The 24320-nt window shown below is 53.7% G+C and carries 21 protein-coding genes and 1 other RNA gene; 16 read left to right on the forward strand and 6 right to left on the reverse strand.

Annotated elements, in window-relative coordinates; genetic code table 11:
- The first annotated feature begins 3 nt into the window (after positions 1–3).
- The 8 genes from ACAF76_RS02080 to cyoE all read left to right on the forward strand — a co-directional run bounded on the left by ACAF76_RS02080 (position 4) and on the right by cyoE (position 9355).
- The gene (locus ACAF76_RS02080) at positions 4–1380 is read left to right on the forward strand and encodes a Na+/H+ antiporter NhaC family protein (protein ID WP_400162391.1); all 1377 of its coding nucleotides are present in this window, start codon (positions 4–6) and stop codon (positions 1378–1380) included.
- 1 nt (position 1381) lies between these two features.
- Positions 1382–2386: a type I glyceraldehyde-3-phosphate dehydrogenase gene (gap, locus tag ACAF76_RS02085; protein ID WP_400162392.1), complete on the forward strand. Its 1005-nt coding sequence runs from the start codon at positions 1382–1384 to the stop codon at positions 2384–2386.
- 98 nt (positions 2387–2484) lie between these two features.
- Positions 2485–3669 (forward strand): phosphoglycerate kinase, encoded by a 1185-nt coding sequence (locus ACAF76_RS02090; protein WP_400162393.1) that lies wholly within the window; start codon positions 2485–2487, stop codon positions 3667–3669.
- A 12-nt stretch (positions 3670–3681) separates the two neighbouring features.
- A complete protein-coding gene (gene tpiA / locus ACAF76_RS02095; protein ID WP_400162394.1) occupies positions 3682–4440 on the forward strand; it encodes a triose-phosphate isomerase in 759 nt (252 codons plus the stop codon).
- Positions 4441–4455: 15 nt separating this feature from the next.
- Positions 4456–5997 (forward strand): 2,3-bisphosphoglycerate-independent phosphoglycerate mutase, encoded by a 1542-nt coding sequence (gene gpmI, locus ACAF76_RS02100; RefSeq protein WP_400162395.1) that lies wholly within the window; start codon positions 4456–4458, stop codon positions 5995–5997.
- Between the two features lie 73 nt (positions 5998–6070).
- Entirely contained in the window at positions 6071–7357 is a 1287-nt protein-coding gene (gene eno / locus ACAF76_RS02105; RefSeq protein WP_400162396.1) for a phosphopyruvate hydratase, read from the forward strand.
- 104 nt (positions 7358–7461) lie between these two features.
- Positions 7462–8208, forward strand: a complete 747-nt coding sequence (locus tag ACAF76_RS02110) for a type II toxin-antitoxin system PemK/MazF family toxin (protein ID WP_400162397.1) — start codon at positions 7462–7464, stop codon at positions 8206–8208.
- 289 nt (positions 8209–8497) lie between these two features.
- Positions 8498–9355, forward strand: a complete 858-nt coding sequence (gene cyoE, locus ACAF76_RS02115; RefSeq protein ID WP_400162398.1) for a heme o synthase — start codon at positions 8498–8500, stop codon at positions 9353–9355.
- An 88-nt stretch (positions 9356–9443) separates the two neighbouring features.
- Here the strand turns inward: cyoE and ACAF76_RS02120 are convergent, their stop codons facing one another.
- Genes ACAF76_RS02120 through ACAF76_RS02130 form a run of 3 tightly spaced genes read right to left on the reverse strand, consistent with a single transcriptional unit; the run spans position 9444 to position 12345 of the window.
- The gene (locus tag ACAF76_RS02120; protein WP_400162399.1) at positions 9444–10280 is read right to left on the reverse strand and encodes an ABC transporter ATP-binding protein; all 837 of its coding nucleotides are present in this window, start codon (positions 10278–10280) and stop codon (positions 9444–9446) included.
- Positions 10281–10300: 20 nt separating this feature from the next.
- Complete coding sequence (locus ACAF76_RS02125) at positions 10301–11338, reverse strand: FecCD family ABC transporter permease (protein WP_400162400.1); 1038 nt, start codon at positions 11336–11338, stop codon at positions 10301–10303.
- The gene (locus ACAF76_RS02130; RefSeq protein ID WP_400162401.1) at positions 11335–12345 is read right to left on the reverse strand and encodes a FecCD family ABC transporter permease; all 1011 of its coding nucleotides are present in this window, start codon (positions 12343–12345) and stop codon (positions 11335–11337) included. Before ACAF76_RS02130 ends, ACAF76_RS02125 begins: the two co-directional genes overlap by 4 nt.
- Positions 12346–12557: 212 nt before the next feature.
- Between ACAF76_RS02130 and ACAF76_RS02135 the strand changes: the two genes are divergently transcribed.
- Positions 12558–13568, forward strand: a complete 1011-nt coding sequence (locus ACAF76_RS02135) for an ABC transporter substrate-binding protein (protein WP_400162402.1) — start codon at positions 12558–12560, stop codon at positions 13566–13568.
- A gap of 140 nt (positions 13569–13708) precedes the next feature.
- Here the strand turns inward: ACAF76_RS02135 and ACAF76_RS02140 are convergent, their stop codons facing one another.
- The 3 genes from ACAF76_RS02140 to ACAF76_RS02150 all read right to left on the reverse strand — a co-directional run bounded on the left by ACAF76_RS02140 (position 13709) and on the right by ACAF76_RS02150 (position 15687).
- On the reverse strand, positions 13709–14458 hold the full coding sequence (locus ACAF76_RS02140; protein WP_400162403.1) for an ABC transporter permease: 750 nt from the start codon (positions 14456–14458) through the stop codon (positions 13709–13711).
- Positions 14455–15216 carry an ATP-binding cassette domain-containing protein gene (locus tag ACAF76_RS02145; protein ID WP_400162405.1) on the reverse strand — a complete coding sequence of 254 codons (762 nt, stop codon included), beginning with the start codon at positions 15214–15216 and terminating at the stop codon, positions 14455–14457. The genes ACAF76_RS02140 and ACAF76_RS02145 overlap by 4 nt, the downstream gene beginning before the upstream one ends.
- A 75-nt stretch (positions 15217–15291) precedes the next feature.
- Positions 15292–15687 carry a YqzM family protein gene (locus tag ACAF76_RS02150; protein WP_400162406.1) on the reverse strand — a complete coding sequence of 132 codons (396 nt, stop codon included), beginning with the start codon at positions 15685–15687 and terminating at the stop codon, positions 15292–15294.
- 275 nt (positions 15688–15962) lie between these two features.
- Here ACAF76_RS02150 and secG point away from each other — a divergent pair, with 275 nt between their 5' ends.
- From secG to ACAF76_RS02185, 7 genes are all read left to right on the forward strand, one after another.
- On the forward strand, positions 15963–16205 hold the full coding sequence (gene secG / locus ACAF76_RS02155) for a preprotein translocase subunit SecG (RefSeq protein WP_400162407.1): 243 nt from the start codon (positions 15963–15965) through the stop codon (positions 16203–16205).
- A gap of 152 nt (positions 16206–16357) precedes the next feature.
- A complete protein-coding gene (gene rnr / locus ACAF76_RS02160) occupies positions 16358–18862 on the forward strand; it encodes a ribonuclease R (RefSeq protein ID WP_400162408.1) in 2505 nt (834 codons plus the stop codon).
- 132 nt (positions 18863–18994) lie between these two features.
- Positions 18995–19468: an SsrA-binding protein SmpB gene (gene smpB / locus ACAF76_RS02165; protein ID WP_400162409.1), complete on the forward strand. Its 474-nt coding sequence runs from the start codon at positions 18995–18997 to the stop codon at positions 19466–19468.
- 215 nt (positions 19469–19683) lie between these two features.
- Positions 19684–20038, forward strand: a transfer-messenger RNA (tmRNA) gene (gene ssrA, locus ACAF76_RS02170).
- A 508-nt stretch (positions 20039–20546) separates the two neighbouring features.
- The gene (locus ACAF76_RS02175) at positions 20547–21521 is read left to right on the forward strand and encodes a hypothetical protein (RefSeq protein ID WP_400162410.1); all 975 of its coding nucleotides are present in this window, start codon (positions 20547–20549) and stop codon (positions 21519–21521) included.
- A gap of 412 nt (positions 21522–21933) precedes the next feature.
- Positions 21934–23289 carry an MFS transporter gene (locus ACAF76_RS02180; protein WP_400162411.1) on the forward strand — a complete coding sequence of 452 codons (1356 nt, stop codon included), beginning with the start codon at positions 21934–21936 and terminating at the stop codon, positions 23287–23289.
- Between the two features lie 166 nt (positions 23290–23455).
- Positions 23456–24313, forward strand: coding sequence for a 3-hydroxyacyl-CoA dehydrogenase family protein (locus tag ACAF76_RS02185; RefSeq protein ID WP_400162412.1), 858 nt, complete (start codon positions 23456–23458; stop codon positions 24311–24313).
- The last annotated feature ends 7 nt before the right edge of the window (positions 24314–24320 follow it).

The following is a 24320-nucleotide window of genomic DNA, read 5'->3' on the forward strand; positions in this document are numbered from 1 at the left end:
GCAATGAATTTCACGGCTGTGCTGCCAATCTTGTCTTTAATAGCAGGAATCGTAGTAAGTTTGCTTTTGGGAATTCCGCTTGCACTGGGGATTGTTTTTGCAATCTTGGTCACACTGGTTAATGTAAAAAAACGGGGATACGGCTGGAAGCAGCAGTTTGCCTTCGGCTGGTCAGGTGTTCGGCAAACGAAGCCGGTACTCATTATCTTGTTGCTCGTCGGTATCTTGATTCCCCTGCTGATGATGGGGGGAACCATTCCGGCGATCATCTACTACGGACTGTCGGCTGTGAATGTCGATTTTCTCGTGGTCATCTCGTTTCTGCTGAGCGCTGCTGTCAGCTATGTGCTGGGCACGTCAGTCGGGACGCTGAGTACGGTGGGCCTGTCGCTGATGGGGATTGCCCATGCAGCGGCGATCTCGCCGGCAATGATAGCCGGAGCCTTGATCAGCGGAGCGATGGTTGGCGAGCGCTTTTCTCTGATCTCCAGCAGCCGCCTGCTGATCTTAGCGCAGGTAGGCGTTACCGAGGAGCAGGAACGGATCATGCGCAAGCCGGCTTTGTGGACGGCAGGACTGTGCGCCATGTTGTTTTTGGTGTTGGACCTGTTTCGTACAGATGCGGAGTCGGGCAGCACGATCCCGATGTACCAGGAGCTTTTGCTCGCCTACTTTCCGGTGGGCGTCGTGCCCCTGCTGCCGATCATCGTCCTGATTGCCAGCTTTGCTTTCCGCACGAAGGCAGTCAAGGCACTTCTCGCAGGAGTGGTGACCGCTGCTTTTCTCGTCGTCCTGAATGGGCCGATTGACGTCGCGAGGTTTCTCGCCACTGTCTGGAATGGATATGAATTGAACTCCGGGACGAGGCTGGACGAGCTTGTCCACGGGGGAGGTCTGGCGAGCATCGCCAGCGTACTGCTGTTGATCGTCCTGGCTGGATTTTTGACAGGCATTTTGAAAGAGGCAAATTTGCTGACTCCGCTGGTCGAGCGCATGCTAGGCCAGACGCGAAGCAGCGTCGTGCTGGTGGCAAAGTCAGTCGCCCTGTCGCTGCTCGTGGTGATCGTCAGTTGCAATCAGACGATTCCGATTCTGGTTATGGGTTCGACGCTCATCAGGCGTTTCTCCCGGTTGCCGAAAGGGAAGGAGCTGCTCGGCAGGACGATGCTTGATTCGACCCTGGTCATGCCCGTGCTGATTCCGTGGAACGGCCTGGCGATGGTCTTCGCGGTCAGCCTCGGCGTCTCGACGCTTGCGTCTTTGCCGTTTGTCTTGTATGCCTTGTTGTTGCCCTTGGTTACCATCTTTTCTTCCCGGCGCTTTTTGTCCGGGGACGGATATGAAAATAAAGCTATCGATAGCGAGCAGGAGGTAGTTTGATATGGTGAAGGTAGGAATTAACGGGTTTGGACGAATTGGCCGCAATGTATTTCGCGCAGCAATGGCAAATCCCCAGGTAGAGATTGTCGCGGTAAACGATTTGACCGATGCGCACACTCTGGCTCATTTGCTCAAATACGATACGGTTCACGGCGTGCTGGATGTAGCTGTGGAAGCTGGAGAAAACGCGCTGATCGTTAACGGCAAGGAAATCAAGGTACTCGCTGAGCGCGACCCGGCACAACTGAAATGGGCGGACTACGGAGTCGAGATCGTGGTCGAATCGACCGGACGCTTCACCAAGCGCGAAGATGCAGCGAAGCATCTGGAAGGCGGAGCGAAAAAAGTCATCATCTCCGCTCCGGCGACCAATGAAGACATCACCGTGGTAATGGGCGTGAACGAAGACAAGTACGACCCGGCAAGCCACACTGTCATCTCCAACGCGTCCTGCACGACAAACTGCCTGGCTCCGTTTGCCAAGGTGCTCAACGACAAGTTCGGAATCGTGCGCGGTCTGATGACAACCGTTCACTCTTACACCAACGACCAGCAAATTCTCGACCTTCCGCACAAGGACCTGCGCCGTGCGCGCGCTGCTGCGGAAAACATCATTCCGACTTCGACCGGAGCGGCAAAAGCAGTAGCACTCGTACTGCCTGAACTGAAAGGCAAGCTGAACGGCTTTGCGATGCGCGTGCCGACGCCGAATGTATCCGTCGTCGATCTCGTCGCGGAACTGAAGACCGATGTCACCGTCGAAGAGATCAACGAAGCGCTGAAAGAAGCGGCAAACGGAAAACTGAAAGGCATCCTCGGCTACTCCGAAGAGCCGCTCGTCTCCTCCGACTACAACGGAAATCCGGCTTCTTCCACGATCGACGCGCTCTCCACAATGGTGCTGGAAGGAAACATGGTCAAAGTCGTCTCCTGGTACGACAACGAGTGGGGCTACTCCAATCGCGTCGTAGACCTGTGCCAGTATGTTGCGCAGCGCGGGCTGTAACACGTAAAATAGATGTGGTTGTGAAAAAGGGAGAGGGAATCTCCCTTTTCCCATATGTATGTTACGAACTATACGCTGCTGATTGGAGAGAATCGTTCATGGACAAGAAATCGATCCGCGATGTGGAGTTGGCAGGAAAGCGCATTTTCTGCCGTGTTGATTTTAACGTGCCGATGCAGGACGGGGTCATTACGGACGACACGCGTATTCGCGCTGCTGTGCCGACCATTCGCTACCTGATCGATGCAGGAGCCAAGGTCATTTTGGCCAGCCACTTTGGTCGTCCAAAAGGGCAAGTCGTCGAAGAGATGCGCCTGACGCCGGTAGCGGCCCATCTGTCCCGGTTGCTGGACCGGGATGTGCAGAAGCTGGACGAGTCAGTCGGTGAGCAGGTGCAGGCTGCCGTCGCGCAAATGAACAACGGGGACGTCGTGCTGCTGGAAAACGTCCGCTTCCATGCCGGAGAAGAAAAGAACGATCCGGAGCTGGCCAAACAGTTCGCCTCGCTTGCCGACCTGTTTGTCAACGACGCGTTTGGCGCTGCACACCGCGCTCACGCCAGCACTGCTGGTATCGCGCAGTACATACCGGCCGTAGCGGGCCTGCTGATGGAAAAGGAAATTCGCTTTTTGGGCGGAGCGCTTACCCGTCCGGAGCGTCCATTTACGGCGATTGTCGGGGGCGCGAAGGTCAAAGATAAGATCGCGGTAATTGAAAACCTGCTGACCAAGGTCGACAACCTGATCATCGGCGGGGGAATGGCGAATACGTTTTTGAAGGCGCAGGGCCATGAGATCGGCGCTTCGTTGTGCGAAGATGACAAGCTTGACCTGGCGCGCTCGCTGATGGAGCAGGCCAAAGAGCGGGGCGTCAACCTGCTGATGCCAGTCGACGTCGTCGTGGCGGACCGCTTTGCCGCGGACGCAGCCAAACAGACCGTTTCGGTAGAAGCGATTGCCGACGGCTGGATGGCGCTCGATATTGGTCCGAAGACCGTGGAATTGTTCCAGCGGGCAATTGTCGATTCCAAGACAGTCGTCTGGAATGGCCCGATGGGTGTGTTTGAGATGGACGCGTTTGCCCAAGGGACGATCGGCGTGGCGATGGCGATGAAAGCATGCGCCGGCACGACGATCATCGGCGGGGGAGATTCGGTAGCCGCAGTCGAAAAGGCGGGAGTCGCGGAAGAAATGACGCATATCTCGACCGGAGGCGGCGCTTCCCTGGAGTTTATGGAGGGCAAGGAATTGCCGGGAGTCGCGGTTCTGGCTGACAATGACTGAGGAGGATGCGCATTGAGAACGCCAATACTTGCAGGGAACTGGAAGATGTTCAAGACGATTCAGGAAGCGAGGCAGTTTGCCCGGGAAGCTCGGGCGGGCGCGACTGCAGACGGGGTGCAAAAGGTGATTTGCGCGCCATTTACCGCTTTGTCCGCGCTGGCGGAAGAGCTGCAGGGCAGCCAGATCGCACTGGGAGCGCAAAACATGCATTTTGCCGAACAGGGCGCGTACACCGGAGAGATCAGTCCGGCGATGCTGGTAGAAATCGGGGTGAAGTACGTGATCCTCGGCCACTCCGAGCGGCGCCAGTATTTCAATGAGACCGATGAATCGGTCAATCAAAAAGTACATGCGGCAATCAAGCACGGCCTGGTGCCGATCATTTGCGTCGGCGAAAGCCTGGAGCAGCGCGAGGCAGGCGAGACCGAAGCGGTCGTGCGCAGACAGACGGAAGCAGCATTGTCCGGTCTGGAAGCGTCGCAGGTTCGCGATGTGATCATCGCCTACGAGCCGATCTGGGCGATTGGTACGGGCAAGTCCTCCAGTGCGGAAGAGGCAAATGAGACGATCGCGATCATCCGTCAGGTTATCGCTGCGTTCTTCGGGCACCAGACAGCCGAGCAGGTTCGCATCCAGTACGGGGGCAGCGTCAAGCCGGAAAATATCGAAAGCTACATGGCGCAGCCGGACATCGACGGAGCATTGGTCGGGGGCGCGAGCCTTGTCGCGGACAGCTTTTTGCAGCTTGTCGCCGGAGCAGCGCAGAAATAGGGAGGAGGAACAGACATGGCACATCGGCCAAAACCGGTTGCACTGTTGATCCTGGACGGCTTTGCCCTGCGTGAAGAGACGTACGGCAACGCCGTGGCACAGGCGAAGAAACCCAACTTTGAACGGTACTGGAACCGGTTCCCGCACGCCACACTGGAAGCGAGCGGGCTTGCCGTCGGTTTGCCGGAGGGGCAGATGGGCAACTCCGAGGTCGGTCACCTGAACATCGGTGCCGGCCGTGTCGTCTATCAGGATTTGACGCGGATCTCCAAGTCGATCGCCGAGGGAGATTTCTTTGAAAACGAGACGCTTTTGGCAGCCTTCCAGCACGCCCGCGACAACGGGACCAATGTTCATCTGTTCGGGCTTTTGTCCGACGGTGGCGTACACAGCCACATCGAGCATCTGTACGCGATTCTGGAGCTGGCGAAAAAGCAAAACTTTGACCGGGTATTCATCCACGCCTTCCTCGACGGGCGGGATGTCTCGCCGGACAGTGCGGTCGTCTACATCGAACAGTTGCAAGCGCGGATCGCGGAAATCGGCGTCGGCACTATCGCCACTGTTCAAGGCCGCTACTACGCGATGGACCGAGACAAGCGCTGGGAGCGTGTGGAAAAGGCGTACCGCGCGATGGCGTACGGCGACGGACCTGCCTACACCGATCCGCTGCAAGCGGTAAAAGAGTCGTACGAGAAGTCGATCATGGACGAATTCGTCATGCCGACGGTGATCGTCGACGAGCAAGGCAAGCCGCTCGGTACGATCAAGGACAAGGACGCAATCATCTTTTTCAACTTCCGACCGGACCGCGCCATTCAGACGTCACAGGCATTCACCAACGACGATTTCCGCGGCTTCGATCGGGGAGAAAACCGTCCGCGCAACCTGCATTTTGTCTGCCTGACGCACTTTTCCGAAACCGTCGACGGCTACGTGGCCTACAAGCCTTCCAACCTGGACAATACGCTGGGAGAGGTGCTGGCGCAAAACGGTCTGAAGCAGTTGCGTATCGCAGAGACGGAAAAGTATCCGCATGTCACGTTCTTTTTCAGCGGCGGACGCGAGCAGGAGTTTCCCGGTGAAACGCGCATCCTGATCCCCTCTCCCAAAGTGGCGACCTACGACCTGCAGCCGGAGATGAGCGCTGAACAGGTGACGGACGCCGTAGTCAAGGAGATCGAGGCGGAGAACTTCGACGCGATCATTCTCAACTTTGCCAACTGCGATATGGTCGGACATTCCGGCTTGATGGAGCCGACGATCAAGGCGGTCGAGACCGTCGACGCGTGTCTGGGCAGAGTGGTCGACGCGATTCTCGCCAAGGGCGGGGTGGCCGTCATCACTGCAGACCATGGCAACGCAGACCTGATGCTGGATGAAGCGGGACGGCCGATCACCTCGCACAGCACGTATCCGGTTCCCGTGATCGTCACCAAAGAAGGTGCGACACTGCGGGAAGGCGGTATTCTCGCCGACCTTTCGCCGACATTGCTCGATTTGCTGGGCGTCGGGCAGCCTAAAGAAATGACAGGAAAATCCTTGCTTGCAAAATAGCGTTCCGTAGCACAAACTGTATGTGGATATGGCAATTGTTGAAAATAGTACGAGAAAAGGAGATGGATGAGAGATGGCTATGATTACAGATGTATACGCACGTGAGATTATGGATTCGCGCGGCAACCCGACTGTCGAAGTGGAAGTGTACCTGGAGGATGGCAGCATGGGCCGTGCCGCTGTGCCGTCCGGTGCCTCCACAGGCGCATATGAGGCAGTAGAACTGCGCGATGGCGACAAGTCCCGCTACCTGGGCAAAGGCGTACTGAAAGCAGTCGAAAACGTAAATGAAATCATCGCTCCGGCGCTGGTTGGCATGGATGCGCTCGATCAGGTGGGCGTCGACATGGTCATGCTCGACCTCGACGGCACGCAAAACAAAGGCAAGCTGGGCGCCAACGCAATCCTCGGCGTCTCCATGGCTGTCGCCCGTGCTGCTGCTGACTCGCTCGGACTGCCGTTGTACAACTACCTCGGCGGATTCAATGCGAGAACGCTCCCTGTTCCGATGATGAACATCTTAAACGGCGGAAAGCATGCTGACAATACGGTCGACATCCAGGAATTCATGGTCATGCCGGTAGGAGCAGAGTCTTTCAAGGAAGCGCTGCGCACCGGTGCGGAGATTTTCCACTCGCTGAAAAAAGTGCTGCATGACAAAGGCTTGAGCACGGCAGTAGGGGATGAAGGCGGCTTTGCGCCGAACCTGAAATCCAATGAAGAGGCGATCACGACGATCCTCGACGCGATCAAGGCGGCTGGCTACGAGCCAGGCAAAGACGTCTTCCTCGCGCTCGACGTCGCCGCTACAGAAATGTACAAGGACGGCAAGTACCACTTCGAAGGCGAAGGCGTCGTGAAAACGACGGAAGAAATGATCTCCTTCTACGAAGAACTGGTCAGCAAATATCCGATCATCTCCATCGAAGACGGCTTGTCCGAGGACGACTGGGACGGCTGGAAGGCTCTGACGGAAAAGCTCGGCGGCAAAGTGCAGCTCGTGGGCGACGACTTGTTCGTGACCAACACCGAGCGTCTGTCGCGCGGTATCGACAGCGACACCGGCAACTCCATTCTCGTCAAAGTGAACCAAATCGGTACGCTGACAGAGACGTTCGAAGCGATCGAGATGGCGAAACGCGCGGGCTATACCGCTGTCATTTCCCACCGCTCCGGCGAGACGGAAGACTCCACGATTTCCGATATTGCCGTCGCGACCAACGCAGGTCAAATCAAGACAGGCGCTCCATCCCGTACTGACCGCGTAGCCAAGTACAACCAGTTGCTGCGCATTGAGGACGAACTGGGCGATACAGGGCGTTTTGCAGGGAAAGCTGCCTTTTACAACTTGAAGAAATAAGCATCGATGTACAATCAAAAAGGACTGTTTCCAGCTCAACCGCGGGGAAACAGTCCTTTTTGGTACAGTCCTCATGGTATTATTTTCAAAAAGGGGGGATTTTTTTGTCGATCAACACAGGGTTATTACGGGTAATTTATAATAGTAAAACGAGCGCAGAAAGAGAAAGTATCATTGCTAACAAGGTGCCGGAGGTTGAGGTAGCACTATCGCATACACTGCAAGATACACAGGCACTGTTGAGAAGCCGAGAGATTGGGAATGTAATAGAATTTGTACTTTCTAACGACCGTTGGAACGACTATGGTGTTTATGGTCCAAAGCAAGAAGAGAATCGAACGACCCTCCGTGGGAGGAAAATCAATCGGGGCAGATTGGTTTTTATCGATTTTGGCCATAACATAGGAAAGGAACTTTCATTACCTCATCTCGGAATCGTAGTTGGCAATTTTCCGAAAACGGTAGTAGTGGTTCCCGTACGCTCTGATCGAGGACAGGCCATTGAAGGTGATTTTGTGGACGCAGTAATTAAGGTTAAAAAGGTTGACTATCCTCAATTTGCTCATGACTCAGAGCTTATGATTCATCAGATTCGGACTGTCGATAAAAACCGGATTTTACGGGATACGGGCAAATCTGTTTCTGGTACTGTACTAATGAAGAAGATTGAGGAGGCGATATACAAATCATTTGCTAAGTTTCTCTATTCACAGAATGAAGCAGTGAAGCAGGAAATGGATGTGTTGAAATTGCGATTACAACAAAAAGATGCTTTATTGCAGGAAATAAAAAATGTAATTGGCGAGGAAAAGTTTGAACAAGTTGCGGCAGCTATGCAAAAGGAAGGCTGACATGTTTTTCAACCACTAGCTGTTGACCAAACATTCCCTGAAGAGTTATAATGATTTCTGAAAAGAAGTACCGTTATTTCGCCCTTTGAGGCTTCGTTGATTTCGCCCTTGAGGCTCTGCCCCCTAATGAGAATTAGGGGGCATTCGTTTTTCTGACTGTTAGATTCAATGATGAGAAAAGAGAAAAATTTCACTCCATAAACATCAAAAAAGTAATATTTTTGCCACTTCATAAGGAAAGCAAAGAGAGTATCATGGAAGAGAAGTAAAGTTCCTCAGGAGGTGCACTGTGGTAAAAGATCTTGTGGCCCTCACCAAGCCACGTATCATACGCTTGAACCTGATTGCGGCTTTTGGTGGTTACTGGGTCGCTTCGCAATGGAATATCGATGCATGGGTACTCGTGTGGATGCTGGTCGGCTCTGCATTGACGATGGCTTCTGCCTGTGTGTTCAACAACTACCTGGACCGGGATTTCGATACAAAGATGGAACGCACCCGTGACCGTGCGCTGCCGCAGGGGCGAATCAAGCCGCAAAGTGTGCTGCTGTACGCAATCATCCTTGGCATTGCCGGTTCTGCGGTGCTCTTCGGGCTTGTCAATGAATTGACTGGATGGCTGGGTCTGATCGGCATTTTTGTCTATGTTGTCATTTATACGATGTGGCTAAAGCGAAATTCTACGTGGAGCACGTCCATCGGCGGAATATCCGGCGCGATGCCGCCGCTGATCGGCTTTTGTGCCGTAACTGGCGAGCTGACGATTGGGGCGTGGCTTTTGTTTGCTTTGCTGTTTTTGTGGCAGCCAGCCCATTTTTGGTCGCTGGCGATTCGTCGCGTCGAGGAGTACAGGGCAGCGGGCTTTCCGCTTCTCCCCGTAGTAAAAGGGATTACCCGGACGAAGTGGCAGATGCTTCCCTACATTGTGCTGCTCGTACCTGCTTCGATCCTGTTTTATATGTATGAGTATGTAGGCATTTATTTTCTCGTCATTTCTGTCGTTCTGGCGCTCGTCTGGCTCGTACACACCGTACTCGGGTTTGGTGCCAAAGACGATGACAAATGGGCCAAAGTGAATTTTATTATCTCCATCAACTATCTGATGATCGTCTTTTTCACGATGATTTTCGATACGAGCAAGGTGTGAGTCTCACAACGCCATAGTACAAAAAAGGACCGTAACGGCGCAGTGCTGCGTGGACGGTCCTTTTCTGTTTTCAGGCAAATTTCGGCTGTCAGGACATGACGACACGTTCTTGTTTGGCTGCTGTTTTGGCCATCATGCGGTTTTTGCTGTACGGGATGCACATCGGGGTACCGTAGAGCGGATCATGGGTGATTTCGCAGTCCATTTGAAAGACAGTGCGGACCAGGTCGACGGTCATAATCGCCTCTGGCGGGCCTTCTGCGACGACGGTCTGGTTGTGAACAGCGACGATGTGATGAGCGTAGCGGCAAGCCAGGTTGAGATCGTGCAGAACCATGATGATCGTGCGCTCTTCCTGCTGGTTCAGCTCATCGAGCAGATCGAGAATTTCAATCTGATGCGACATGTCCAAATAGGTGGTCGGCTCGTCGAGCAGGATCGTCTCTGTCCCCTGCGCCAGGGTCATGGCGATCCAGGCGCGCTGCCGCTGTCCACCCGAAAGCGAGTCGACGGTGCGGTCGGCCATATCGGTAAGCTGGGTCGCTTCCAATGCCCGCTGGACCATCTGTTCGTCTTCCTCGGACCATTGCTGCAGCCAGGATTGGTACGGATACCTGCCCTGCTTCACAAGCTGCAGGACGGTCAAACCTTCTGGCGCGCTCGGTCCCTGCGGCAAAATCGCCAGCCGCTTGGCGACTTCTTTGGTGGAGCGCTTGGCGATCGCTTCACCTTCGAGCAGGACGGCTCCTCCCTTTGGCTTGAGCAAACGGGCGAGGGAGCGCAGCAGCGTCGATTTGCCGCTACCGTTGCTCCCGATAAAGACAGTTACTTTACCTTTTGGAATTTGCAAGTCCAGGGAATCGATGATGTTCCGTTCTCCGTACGACAAGGTGAGTTGACGGGTTTCCAGCGTATGGGACAGCATAAATGATCCCTCCTATTTGGTTACTGATGGCGGTTTTTGTACAGCAGGTAAATAAAGAACGGAGCGCCGACTGCCGAGGTGAAGACACCTGCGGGGACGTCAATCGGTGCAAACGCAACGCGTGCAATCAGATCGGCGATCAGTACGATCAAGGAGCCGATCAGTGCGGACAAAGGCAGCGATGAGCCAAAGGACGGGCCGATCAACTGCTTGGCGATGTGCGGTGCCAGCAGGGCGACGAAGCTGATGTCTCCGGCAACGGAAACGGCAGTGCCGATCAGAGCCGAGCAGAGAATGAGCAGCAAAAAGCGATCCCACTGCAGCGTACTTCCCATCCCGCTGGCGATGTCATCGCCCAATTGCTGAATGTTTACCCTCCGCGCCAAGATGGCGGCAACCAAAATCAGTGTCACGACCCAGGGGAGGATCATCCAGACGTCGGTCCAGGAGGCACTGTAGATGCTTCCGGTCAGCCACAGCAGCGCCTTGTTTTGCAGCAAAAACGGGCTGAACGTAATCAGCAAGGTGACAAGCGCTCCGGCAGCTACCTTGATCCCTACGCCGATCATCACCAGACGCAGCGGTGTGACGCCTTTTTTCCAGGAAAGCATGTAGAGCAGAAGCGTCGTCACCATCGCGCCGAGAAAGGCGAAAGGGGGCAGCCATTTCGTGCTGACGCTGTCAATCATCAGCAGATAGAAGACAGCGGCTACGCTCGCGCCTCCGGAGACGCCGAGCACGTCGGGAGAGGCGAGCGGGTTGCGCAGGATGCCCTGCATGATCGCCCCGGCAGAAGCGAGCGCCGCCCCGACGAGGATCGCGGTGAGAATGCGCGGCATGCGAAACTGCTGAACGATCAGCGCATGCTGGTCCGTACCCATGCCGAGGAGCACCTTCGCCACATCGAGCGGATGGATGCTCATTTCCCCCATCCCCAGGCTGACAATTGCCGCGATGCAGGTGAGCAGAAGCCCGATGCAGGTATAGAGAACGGTCTTTTTCTGAATTTGCCAGGAGATGGACCGTTTGCCGATGCGCAGCGATACGTATCCTTTCATTTTGCATCCCATCCTTTCCGCGCCACGTAGATGAAGAACGGGATTCCGATCAGCGCGGTCATCACCCCGATCGGCACTTCGGATGGCATGGCCACAAAGCGGGCGGCGATGTCGGCGATCAGCAGCAGGGCAGAGCCGAGAAGGCCGCTGTACAAGAGCACCCAGCGCGTGTCCAGTCCGACCAGGTAGCGGGCAAAATGCGGAGTGACCAGCCCGATGAAGCCGATCGGTCCCGCGACTGCTACCGAGGAGCCAGCCAGCAGGACGAGTGCGATCCCGGTGATGATCTTGACCCAGACGGTGCGCTGTCCGACGCCCTTGGCGACGTCATCGCCCATCATCAAGGTTTGCAGCGGGCGTGCCAGCAAAAAGGCGATGACCCATGCGACGAGCATGTACGGCAGGACGGCAGTCAAATACTCCAGCTTTCTTCCGCCGACAGACCCGGCGAGCCAGAAGAGGACTTCATCCGCTGCTTTTTCATTGAGGACCATCATGCCGTGGCGAATCGATGCGGAGAGCGCGGTGATCGCCGCACCAGCCAAAATCAGCTTGACTGGCGTAAAGCCGTCGCGACCCAGGGAGCCGAGTACGTAGACGACAAGCCCTGCCGTCGCCGCACCGAAAAAGGCGATCCAGGTAAACTGGGTGAGCGAGCTGATCCCGGTAAAGGTAACGGCGAATACGACGAACAGGGCCGCACCCGCATTGAGACCAAACAGCTCTACGTCTGCCACCGGATTGCGGGTCAGGGATTGCAGCAGCATCCCCGCCAACCCGAGCGAAAAGCCGACGCACAGCGCATTGAGGACGCGAGGGATACGCACTTCGCGGATGACGATATGCTCATTGGAGCCGTCGTACTGCCGGAATGCATCGATGGCGGTCTGCCAGTTTGTATCGATCACGCCGAAGACCAGGCTTGCATAGCAGAGATACACGAGAAAAAGAAGAAGAATCAGTGCTCCCGAAATCTTTCGAAAGTTTGAGTCCAGTAATGAATGCATGGGGGCAGACATCCTTATATACACATGAAATTTTCCCTGAAACGAATCAGTGACAAGATCATTGTAGAAGGAAGCCGGGTAGGTGTCAATGAATTTGAGAGTCATTATCATTAAGTTGTTGACTTCCCAATGGCTAGGCTGTAGGATATGTATGGCATTGATGATAATTCTCACTATCACTCAGAGTGAATGTTTGAAAGGGGTTTTCCAGGATGCGTCTTCGTACACATCGTTTGATCGGAAAGAGGGGATTGGTAGCAGCAGCAATGTCCCTGATGCTGCTTGTAACCGGATGCGGAGGACAGTCGAGCGAGACGCAGGCTCCCCCGCAGTCCAATACGGAAACGCCGGCACAAAGCAATACGGCTTCTGACCAGCAGCCGTACACGGTAAAACATGCGATGGGGGAAACCACGCTCCCAGGTACGCCGCAGCGTGTCGTCATGCTGACTACGCAAGGCGTGGAAACGCTGATCGCATTGGGTGTGAAGCCGGTCGGCGCCGTCGGTTCCTTTACTGATCCGACTTCGTTTTACGATTTTGTCAAACCGGAGCTTGAGGGTGTAACCGTCGTCGGTTCCGAATCCCAGCCCAGCCTGGAAGCGATCGCGGCGCTGCAGCCGGATCTGATTCTGGGGATGAAAATGCGTCAGGAACAAATTTACCAGCAGCTCAGCGCCATCGCTCCGACTGTATTTGTGGAAGAGCCGCGCGGTGACTGGAAAGACAACTTCATGCTGTTCGCCGAGGCGGTCAACAAGAAGGAAGAAGGCGAAAAGGTACTCGCCGACTGGAACAAGCGTGTCGAAGAGTTCAAGGTAAAGGCTGGCGACAAGCTGAACACTGAAGTATCAATCGTTCGCTTCATGCCTGGACGCGTTCGCATTTACTACAATGATACGTTTAGCGGTACGATTCTGAAGGATCTGGGCATTCCGCGTCCAGAGGCGCAAAACAAAGAAGAGTTTGCGGCTGAAGTGACGAAAGAGCGGATTCCGGAGATGGAGGGAGACATTCTCTTCTACTTCACCTATGAGACAGGCGATGGCGAAGGCTCCAAGCTGGAACAGGAATGGACCAACGATTCGCTCTGGAAAAACCTCAACGTGGTGAAAAACAACAAGGCGTTCAAAGTGGATGACACGATCTGGAACACGTCCGGCGGTGTGATCGCAGCCAACATGGTGCTGGATGAGCTGGAGAAGTACATTATCGGAGAATAATGGTTTGCATGACAAAAGATGCCCTTCGTTTCGTCGGAGGGCATCTTTTTTTCGTTGGCAAGTAGCCGCAGGGAGGAGAAGAATATTTCTATGCACTGCTCAGGTCTACGTCCGCAGGGAAGCGGAGGTTGTTCTGTTTTTTACCGCAGCATCCCGTCCCGGGTAAACCACAGCCGGTAGCTCATGGCACTGATCAGGACGGCGGAAATCGAGGCGGCAGACGAGAACGTGAGCATGATCAAAATCTGGTAGCGGACCGCTTCGATTGGACTTGCCCCGGCGATAATCATGCCGGTCATCATGCCGGGCAACTGCACCAGACCGATTGTTTTCATCGCGTCAAAGGTCGGGATCATGCTCGCTTTGACGGACCGTTTCAGCACGTGCTGTACAGCCTGTCGGGTGGTCGCTCCCAGGCAGAGCAGGGTCTCGATCTCGCCGCGTGAGGCTTCCTTTTCGCGGTCCATCTGGTTGAGAAACAGGCCGCAGACGATCATCGAACTGCCCAGTATCATCCCGCTCATCGGGATCACGTATTGCGGAGTAGGCGACACCAGATCGAAGGCGAGGAGAAGTCCCATCGTGACCGTTTCGGTGACAGCCAGGCAGACAAAGATTCGCCAAAAAATGCCGCTGAGGGCACGGCCGCGCCGGGATGCGTTCCAGGAAGCGACGGAAATCATCATCACCAGAATCAGGACGACGAAAAGCGGGTTGTCCGCATGAAAGACGAATTGCAGCACATAGCCAATGGCGAGCAGTTGGACGGTACAGCGGATCGTCCCGATCAAAATCTCCTTTTCCATCCCCAGCTTTTGCCGCAGGGACAAAAACAGGGCGATGAGGACAAAACCAGCGGCGAACCACATCGTTACAGGTGAATCGGTCATGGAGTCTCTCCCTCGTCTCTTGGTTCGGCAGCAGTCTGGCTTTTCAGGTACAGCCGTGCCTGTTCGGTAGCGGGTGCGGAAAAAAACGTGTGGCTCTCCTGGTCTTCCAGTAGCTGTCCCTCAGCCATGAACCAGACGCGGCTGCTGGTCGTCCTCGCTTCCTCCAGGTCGTGTGTTACCCAGAGGATCGTCGTCCCTCTGTGCGCATGCAGATCGGCCAGCAGATTTTGAGTGGCGAGCTTGCTGTAGCCGTCGAGAGAAGAGGTGACTTCATCGAGCAAGAGCACTGCGGGAAGCAGCAGCAAGGTACGTACGAGCGAGAGGCGCTGCTTTTCCCCGCCGGATAGCTGCTCGGCCTGTTTGCCCCAGTCGAGCTGCTCCAGCCCGATCTGTTCCATCCACAGCCGCGCCTGCTGGCGGTCGAACGGGCGCTGGTGGAGCGTACTGGCAGCACGCAAGTTGTCCTCGACCGTGCCCGGCAGCATGACCGGCGCCTGCGATACATAGCTGATCCGCATGCGCCAATGTTCCGGAGCCCATTGCTCCATCTCCTTGCCGTCCAGCAGGACCATTCCCTGATCCTGTGCCGTCAAGCGCCCGAGGATGCGCAGCAGCGTGCTTTTTCCTTGTCCTGATTTTCCCAAGATACTGACAATAGCCGGCTCTTGTATGGATGCGCTGATGTCGCGAAACAGCCAGGAGCCGGATGGAGAACCCAGTTGTTTGCCCAGTGTCTGCAGTTGAAGCGTGGCGCTCATGTTCTCCTCCTCAAAATAGGGAAAACACCGAAGAGGACGAATCTCCGGTGTTTGTCCGACAGGCTATCTATGTACTTACTTGTGCTCAGACAGCCATTGTGCAACCGCTTGAATTTCCGGTTGCTTTTTCAGCAGTCCTGGTGGCATGCTGCCTTTACCGTTTTTGATAATGTCGGCAATTTCATCAGCAGTGTAATGAGCCCCTACAGTATTAAGAGCTGGTGCAGCGATACCTTCCAGGTTTTGACCATGACAGGACGCGCAGTTTTGTGCGAAAATAGCGGCAGCATCGATAGTTGCGGTTCCACCGCCGCCTTCTTGGGCTTCTTCTCCATGTGTCGGCGGAAAAAAGATCGATCCTACAAGTGCAATGAGAAATACTAAAAACAAGATGCCGAACGAAGTGAAAAAGGCCTTCGCGGAATCAATTACGTCGTTTTGATTCATGTCTTTTTTGTTGGACCCAGCCATCTGACAAAGACCTCCCAAAGCAAGTATAAAGGTACAAGTGCAATTTTACGGCAAAATGATGACAGTTGCAAGGACACTTGGAAACGGTCAAAGAAAGTACACATTTTCCATTTTATACACGATTGATTTTTCTATTCAGATTGACCTGCGCAATGCTCCCTACCTATCATCCCTATATAATATGGAAATGATACCGGGTTGCTGTCGCCTTGGAAATATGGTAAAGTGGTCTCATTAGTTCTCTGCCTGCGGAATACGTTTTGAGGTGAATAAATATGGCATTGGCTGCGAAAATTTTACTTATCATTGCAAGTATTGGCTTGATTATCGTGGTATTGTTGCAATCCGGGAAAAGTGCCGGACTGTCTGGAGCGATTGGTGGCGGTGCGGAACAATTGATGGGCAAGCAAAAAGCTCGTGGGATTGACGCATTGTTGGGAAGACTGACGGTTGTATTTGCTGTAGCATTTATGGTATTTGCGATTTTGTTGGGGTACTTCCTGAAAGCAGGAGCGTAATAGACGAACGGTAAAAGACAGCGAGTTGCGAACTTGCTGTCTTTTTCTCTTGCACTGATTGCGCAGGGGGCGTGCGGTGAATACTACATAGTACAAGAAAATCAAAGTAGAGAATGAGCGAGGAGAATCCACGCCCATCAGGAGGTTAGGGAATGAAGGAACAGGATATCCTGGCGTTCATGCGGGAGCAAGCGTATCACCCGATGACCGTCAAGGAGCTGGAGGAAGCTTTTGCACTGGCAGACCCGAAAGGCTTCAAGGAATTGGTCAAGACGCTGAATCGTCTGGAAGCAAACGGAGAGATCGTACGGACGCGGGCCAACCGCTACGGCGTGCCGGAGAAAATGAATCTGGTGCGGGGCCGTTTGCAGAGCCATCCAAAAGGATTCGGGTTTGTCATTGCGGAAGCGCAGGAAATGGACGATATATATGTGCATGCCAACGATATGAACGGGGCGTTGCACGGGGACACGGTGCTGGTCCGCGTCGAGAAGGAGAGCGGCGGCAACCGTCTGGAAGGCAGAATTATTCGCGTCGTGGAAAGAGGGATTACAGAAGTGGTGGGCACGTTTCAGGATGAGACTCACTACGCTTTTGTCATCCCCGATGAAAAACGGCTGGGCAAAGATATTTTTATTCCCAAGGAGGCGTACAACGGCGCTGTCGACGGGCACAAGGTCGTGGTCAAGATCGTCCGCTATCCGGAAGGGCGCGTCAACCCAGAGGGCGAAGTGGTGGAGATTCTCGGCCACAAAAATGACCCTGGCGTGGACATTTTGTCCATCATCCGCAAGTTCGGCTTGCCGGAGTCGTTTCCCGACGAAGTGCTGGCACAGGCAGAGGCAGTGCCGGACGAGATTTCCGAGGAGGAGATCCAGGGGCGGCGTGATTTGCGTACGCGCATGATGGTGACGATCGACGGCGCCGACGCAAAGGATCTGGATGACGCGGTATCGCTGGAGCGTCTGCCCAACGGCAACGTACGGCTGGGCGTGCATATCGCCGATGTCAGCTACTACGTCCCGGAAAATTCGCCGCTCGACCAGGAAGCGTATCGCCGGGGAACGAGCGTCTATTTGGTGGATCGCGTCATCCCGATGATCCCCCATCGCCTGTCCAACGGGATCTGCAGCTTGAATCCCAAGGTGGACCGGCTGACGATCTCCTGCGACATGGAGATGGACAAAGAGGCAAACGTCGTCGGCTACGACATCTTTCTCAGCGTGATCCGCACCAACGAGCGGATGACCTACGCCGATGTGCGCAGCATCCTGGAGGACAAGGACGAGGCCCTGATCGAGAAGTACAGCGAGTTGGTCCCGATGTTTCAGGAGATGGAGCAATTGGCGCGCAAGCTGCGCAGCAAGCGGATGAGACGCGGCGCGATCGACTTCGATTTCCGCGAAGCGAAGATCTACGTGGACGAGGCAGGCACCCCGACGAACATCGGGTTTCGCACGCGCTCCATCGCCGAGCAGATCATCGAAGAGTTCATGCTCGCCGCCAACGAGACGGTTGCGGAGCATTTTCACTGGCTGAAACAGCCGTTCATGTACCGGATTCACGAAGATCCAAACCAGGAAAAGCTGCAAAACTTCATGGAGTTCGTCACCAACTTTGGCTATTCGATCCGCGGCAAAGGCAATTCGGTTCACCCGCGTGCGCTTCAGCAGCTTCTGGAAGAAGTGAAGGGCACACCCGAGGAGATCATCATCAGCACCGTCATGCTGCGCTCGATGAAGCAAGCGCGTTACGATGCGGAAAGTCTCGGCCACTACGGGTTGTCCACCGATTTTTACACGCATTTTACCTCGCCGATCCGGCGCTACCCGGACCTCATCGTCCATCGCCGTATTCGCGAGTGGCTGCAGTACGGGGAGCATCTGGATGAAAAACGGATGGCGTACTGGCAGGAGCAAATGCCGCTCATCGCCGAGCATGCGTCCCAGCGCGAGCGTCTGGCGGTGGATGCGGAGCGGGAGACAGACGATCTGAAAAAGGCCGAGTTCATGCTGGAGCGGATCGGCGAGGAGTTCGAGGGCGTCATTTCCGGCGTCACGGCGTTCGGGATTTTCGTCGAGCTGCCCAATACGATCGAGGGTCTGGTCCATGTCAGCTACCTGACAGACGACTACTACCACTACCATGAAAAAATGTACGCGCTCGTCGGGGAACGCACCGGAAAGCAGTTCCGCATCGGGGATGTCGTGCAGGTACGGGTGTCCAATGTCAATGTGGATGAGCGCGCCATCGACTTCGAAATCGTTGGCATGGCCAAAGCCGGTTTTCGCGGCAGCCGCGAGCGAAGCCCGAAAGTCATCGATGCCCGCGGCAGGGAGCGGAAAGCCGGAGGGCGCGGCAAGCCAGAACGTGCCGGACGTCCAGGTGCAGATCGGCCGGGCCGCAAGAAGGATAAGCCGCATCCGGCAGAACTGCGACGCAAGTACAAGGAGCAGCGTGCGAGTGAAGGCAAGAGAGGCAAGCCCACACGCCGCGCAGATGGGCCAGCGCCAACGGAAGGACTTCCTCCCGTGATGAACGAGCTGGCAGAAGACAACGCGGTGCCGCGCCAGAAGGCGTTTTGGGAGGATTTGGTCCGCTCCAAGAAAAAGAGCCGCAAGAATGTGATTGGACAAGCAAAGCGAAAACGCCGTTAAACAGTTGTTTAGGGCTGTACATCAAGCCATTTTTGCGCCGTTGCCGGGTAAATTCCTTGCAACGGCGCGTGAAATTTGCTAGACTAACTGATACGACACGGCAAAATCAGTGCCCAAGCGAGGTGATCTCCATTGTCCAAGACAAAAACTGGTGTCAAGACTGTTGCCCAAAACCGGAAAGCGCGCCATGATTACCACATCGAGCAAGTATTCGAAGCGGGCATCGCTTTGACCGGTACGGAGATCAAATCGGTCCGCGCTGCCCGCGTCCAGCTCAAGGACAGTTTCGCTCGCGTACAGGACGGCGAGCTGCTGCTGTACAACGTGCACATCAGCCCGTACGAGCAGGGCAACCGGTTCAACCACGAACCGGAGCGCACCCGCAAGCTGCTGATGAACCGTCTGGAAATCCTCAAGCTGAACGGCCTCGTGCGGGAAAAGGGGTTCTCGCTGGTCCCGCTCAGCATTTACCTGAAGGGCGGCTGGGCCAAGGTGGAGCTGGCGCTGGTCAAAGGGAAGAAAAATTACGACAAACGCGAGGATCTCAAGAAAAAGGACGCTGCGCGTGAAGTGGAACGTGCGCTGCGGGATCGGCAGAAGGTGTAAAGCCGTCGCGACGGGGCATGAGGATTCGTTTTCGCGTGTGTGTCATGGCTGTTGGCTTGCCTTGGCAGGCTTGGCAGCAATCCACGTTGAGACGTGCGTGTCACATGTGGTATCATAGAAGAGTAGTAAACACTGTGAAGACACAATCTGGGTGTGGAACAGGTTTGGTTGCCTCTCTTCGCCTGGATTTTTTTATCCACTTTTTTTCACATCCCGGGGGCGTTCTGGATTCGACGGGGATGGTAGAGCATGAGAAGCGAGCCGGGGGGTTGCGGACCTCGTCATCAACGCAAACGCCATTAACTGGCAACAAACAACTTTCTCTCGCTGCTTAATAACCAGTGAGGCGCTACCACTCCATCGCCCATGTGGCGTGACTAGCGCTCAACTTTAGTGGGATACGCCGGAGGTCTCCGCCTGGGGCCAAAGGAAGAAGATCAATCAGGCTAGGTGCTGGGTCAGCGCGTCACTCCGCGAATCCATCGCCGAATTCTAAATGAGTGACTGCGCTCGGAGATGCTCATGTATCGCTGTTTTCGGACGGGGGTTCGAATCCCCCCGCCTCCACCTTACATAAAAAAACGCACCCCTCGTGGGTGTTTTTTTTATGTACCGGCGTGCGCAGGATTTGATCTCACAAGTCCGAACGGGCGGGAGGGGCGTCCGCGAGGGAGCGGAGCGACGGAGCGAGAAGATGAAGGAGATTGGTAATTCCCTTGCCTCCACCATACATATCAAAGATACCGCCTGATGAGGGTAGCTGTAATGAAAACTATAAATTTGCCGCATCGGCAAGCTAATTCTTCTAAAAACTTTAGGCAAACTTTTGCTTTAAAGTTTTTTTGTTTCTATTCGGGCTCATTCAGAAGATTGCGATCGAATTAAAGAAGCCAAAGTGATCCCCGTGTTGAATATGGTACAATGCTAGAATGTACAAGCTGGCCTGAAAAACAAAGTAACGATTTATTAAGGAAGATCAGTCGCTCACAATGGACACCTGCCCTTACATGCTCAATTATTGGGTAACCTTTGGCGAGAATTTTGCTCTACTACATACTAAGAAATAGGAGCATTCGGGATGACGAAATTATTTTTGCGGAATAAGGAAATGAATAGTGTATTCCAACTTCTCGGGGAACATGAGAATGACATTAGCTACAGTGTTGCCTGGGGGCTGGCTCAATGTCCTTCTTTCCTTGGCGTTTTTCTCTCACATGTCATTCAATGGTCTGGGAGCATCGATGAGGTAGAGATTCGAATGCAGCAGTATGATCGGGGCAAAGGCTTTACCGATATTGAAATTGAGCTGCGAAACGAGTTTCATTTGATTATCGAAGCAAAACGAGGTTGGAATCTTCCTGCCGATACCCAGCTTCAAAAGTATGCGACGAGAGCTTCTTTTGTAAGAAGCCATTGTCCGATCAAGCGGCTTATTGTGTTAAGTGAATGCAGCAAAGACTACGCTGAACATCGAGTGCCAAAGTCCGTAAATGGCATTCAAGTTGACATCTTGTCTTGGAAGGACATATATCAGTATTCCAGAATTGCTTATGGTGACAGTACGCATGCTGGAAAACGGTTGTTATTGGAGTTGAACACTTATTTAGGGGGGCTGATGACGATGCAGAAGAAAGATTCAAATTTGGTGTATGTAGTTTCCATTTCCAATGGCTCCCCTGAAGGTTGGAGCATCTCCTGGAAAGACATTGTCAAGAAAAGATCGAGATACTTCCATCCGGTTGGTGGAAACGGTTGGGTAAAAGAGCCTCCTAATTATATAGCCTTTCGATATGACGGCAAGCTGCAGTCGATTCATCATATCGAAAATTATGAGATTGTCACGAACATGAGCAAGGTTTTCCCCGAAGCCGTTGACGAAGAGTGGAATCCGACTTTCTTATATCATCTTGGTCCGGCTTTTGCCCCGAGTAAAGAAGTAAAGACAGGAAACATTTATCCATCCGGTCGGGTGTGGTGTATGTTAGACACCTTATTTACCTGTAAAACCATTTATGAAGCCAGGGATCTTACCAAGCTGCGATTGAATAGTTGATCGATTGTAACGCTCCTGTTAATCATAGGGCGTTGCATGCCGCCTCCATCATACATATCAGTGAAGCCACCTGATGAGGGCGGCTTTTTTTGTTATCAAGTATCCTCGCTATACAGGACGGTTTTTCAAGTCATGGTATGAATGTGTTTCTCGATGAACTCACCAGTAAACGACCGATGCCCACGTTTCCCCACGACATCCCCTCGTTCCATATCGATTTGGTTTCAATCGAAAATTGTCCAACTTCGTGTAACCGCCCTCCTGCCATAGAGATGAAACAAGAGAGTGATTTTCCGTTATGGCGTAGGTAGAAAATAAAAAATCAGACTATTACAATAACTGAAAAAGTAAACGCTTTCATTATGCGGTTCTGGAACAGACCGATCATAACCTTTTGGGGAGGGAAGTTGCAATGAGAGTATTGAATGCAAGTCAAATCGTTGACCGTTCTCGGTTCAATGCCTTTCATCTTGCCATCATTGTCTGGAGTTTTATCATTATCATGTTCGATGGGTACGACATTGTCATTTACGGCTCGGTCGTTCCGGTATTGATGGAGGAGTGGTCGCTGTCGTCCGTCGTCACTGGTGCCATCGGCAGCTACGCCACCCTGGGGACAGCCATTGGAGCGTTAGCGTTCGGGTATCTGGCAGATAAAATCGGCAGGAGAAAAGTGATTGTACTATGTGTCGTCTTGTTTAGCATTTTCGTTCCCTTGGCAGGCTTGATGGTTGATCCGGTGCTGTTTGCGATCTGCCGCGTCATCGCCGGTTTGGGGCTTGGCGGCGTGATGCCCAACATTATCGCGCTTACAACCGAATACGCCCCCAAAACGTCGAGAGCGGCGATCGTCTCCTTCGTATTTTGCGGATATTCGGTTGGAGGTATATTGGCGGGACTGGTTAGCAGACTGATTTTGCCGGAATTCGGATGGAGACCGATATTCTGGATTGGAGCAATTCCGTTGCTCTTGCTGCCATTTATCCTCAAGGCATTGCCGGAAAGCTACGGTCAGCTGCTCCGAAAAGGAGAGCATCAGAAAGTTGGACAAATTCTTAGCAGAGCGAATCCGGAATACCAACCGGATGAACAGGACACGTTTGCTATGGGCTCGGATGCCAAGGAAGCCAAGCCCTCCCTCGGAAAGCTGTTTGAAAGCAAACGCCGCCTTAGCACGATTATGTTTTGGTTTGCATGCTTCAGTTGCTTTATCCTCATATCTTCGTTAAACACCTGGCTGCCCAAGCTGATGATGGAGACGGGCTATGACCTTCGTTCGAGCTTGACCTTTGTGATGGTATTGAACGCAGGGGCCATTTTGGGAACGATCATTTTCGGAAGACTAACCGACAAAAAAGGGTTCAAAACGGTTCTGATTCCCCTGTATGTGTGCGGTGCTGTGGCTCTCAGTGCCATCGGTCTCAAAACCGATCTGTGGCTCGCTTACATCTTGATTGCCATTGTTGGGGCTGCATCGATTGGCCTGCAGAATCTGCTTAATGCCTATGTCTCCCAGTACTATCCGGCAGAGATTCGCTCTACGGCAGTCGGTGTGTATACGGCCTTTGGCAGGATCGGGGGGATTGTCGCTCCGATGCTTGTCGGTATATTGCTTTCCATGAGCCTGTCGCCGCAGACGAATCTGGTAGTGCTCGCCTTTTCCGGTGTAATTGGTGCGATCGCAATCCTTCTTGTCAAGGAACAGCATGGGGATTCGATAAAGCGATTGCCCGAAGAGACAGGTGCCGGTATCAAGAGCCAGACATAAGAAGGTCGCCAATGGAGAATCCTTTCAGGGTTCTCTTTTTCCTACACGAAGTACGAGAAAGCTTCTCGGATTCGTTTATGGCGTAGGTAGTTATTGGAAACGGCGACACACTATAATCTCGAATAGACGAACAATTCAAACAAAACAAAAGGGGAGGACGAGAGGCATGGAAATGGTCACGGTAGGAGTTGTCGGTGCCGGATCAATGGGAAGCGGCATTGCCAATCTGGCAGCGATGTCGGGCTTCCACGTAATCCTTCAGGATCTCGAAGAAAAGTTTTTGCAGTCGGCATTGGGAAGAATTGATTCGTTCCTTGTCAAAAGCGTTTCGAAAGGGAAAATGACGGAGGCCGAAAAGGCAGAGGTCATGGGGCGGATTCAAGTCACCACGCAGCTTGAAGAAATGAAAAGGGCAGATATCGTCATTGAGGCCGTCATTGAAAACATGGAAGTAAAGAAGAGCGTGTTTGCAAGACTTGACGAGATTGTTCCCGATCACGTCATTCTGGCCACGAACACCTCGTCCATGTCGATCACGGCGATAGCCGAAGCCACGAAGCGTCCGGAACGGGTCGCGGGCATGCACTTCTTTAACCCGGCACAAATCATGAAGCTGGTGGAGGTCGTGCGAGGATACAAAACCAGCGATGAAACGGTGGAGGAAATCAAAGCATTTTCCAAGCGATTAAACAAAGAGCCGGTTGTGGTAAAGAAAGATACGCCTGGATTTATCGTAAACAGGATTATGGTACCGCAGTTCATTGAAGCGATCCGGTTATTGGAGGAAGGAGTAGCCTCCGCAGAAGACATCGACAAGGCTGTCACACTCGGACTGAACTATCCGATGGGACCATTCGCGCTGCAGGATTATGGCGGGGTGGATGTCGGCCTGCATGTCATGGATTACTTTTATGAGGAATTCAAAGACAGCCGATTCGCCGCACCGCTTTTGATTCGCCAGCTTGTACGGGCAGGTCGCTTGGGCAAGAAAACGGGAGCCGGCTTTTACGACTATAGCAAGTAAAACAGGG

Source organism: Brevibacillus sp. TJ4, from assembly GCF_044627595.2.
Taxonomy (GTDB): domain Bacteria; phylum Bacillota; class Bacilli; order Brevibacillales; family Brevibacillaceae; genus Brevibacillus.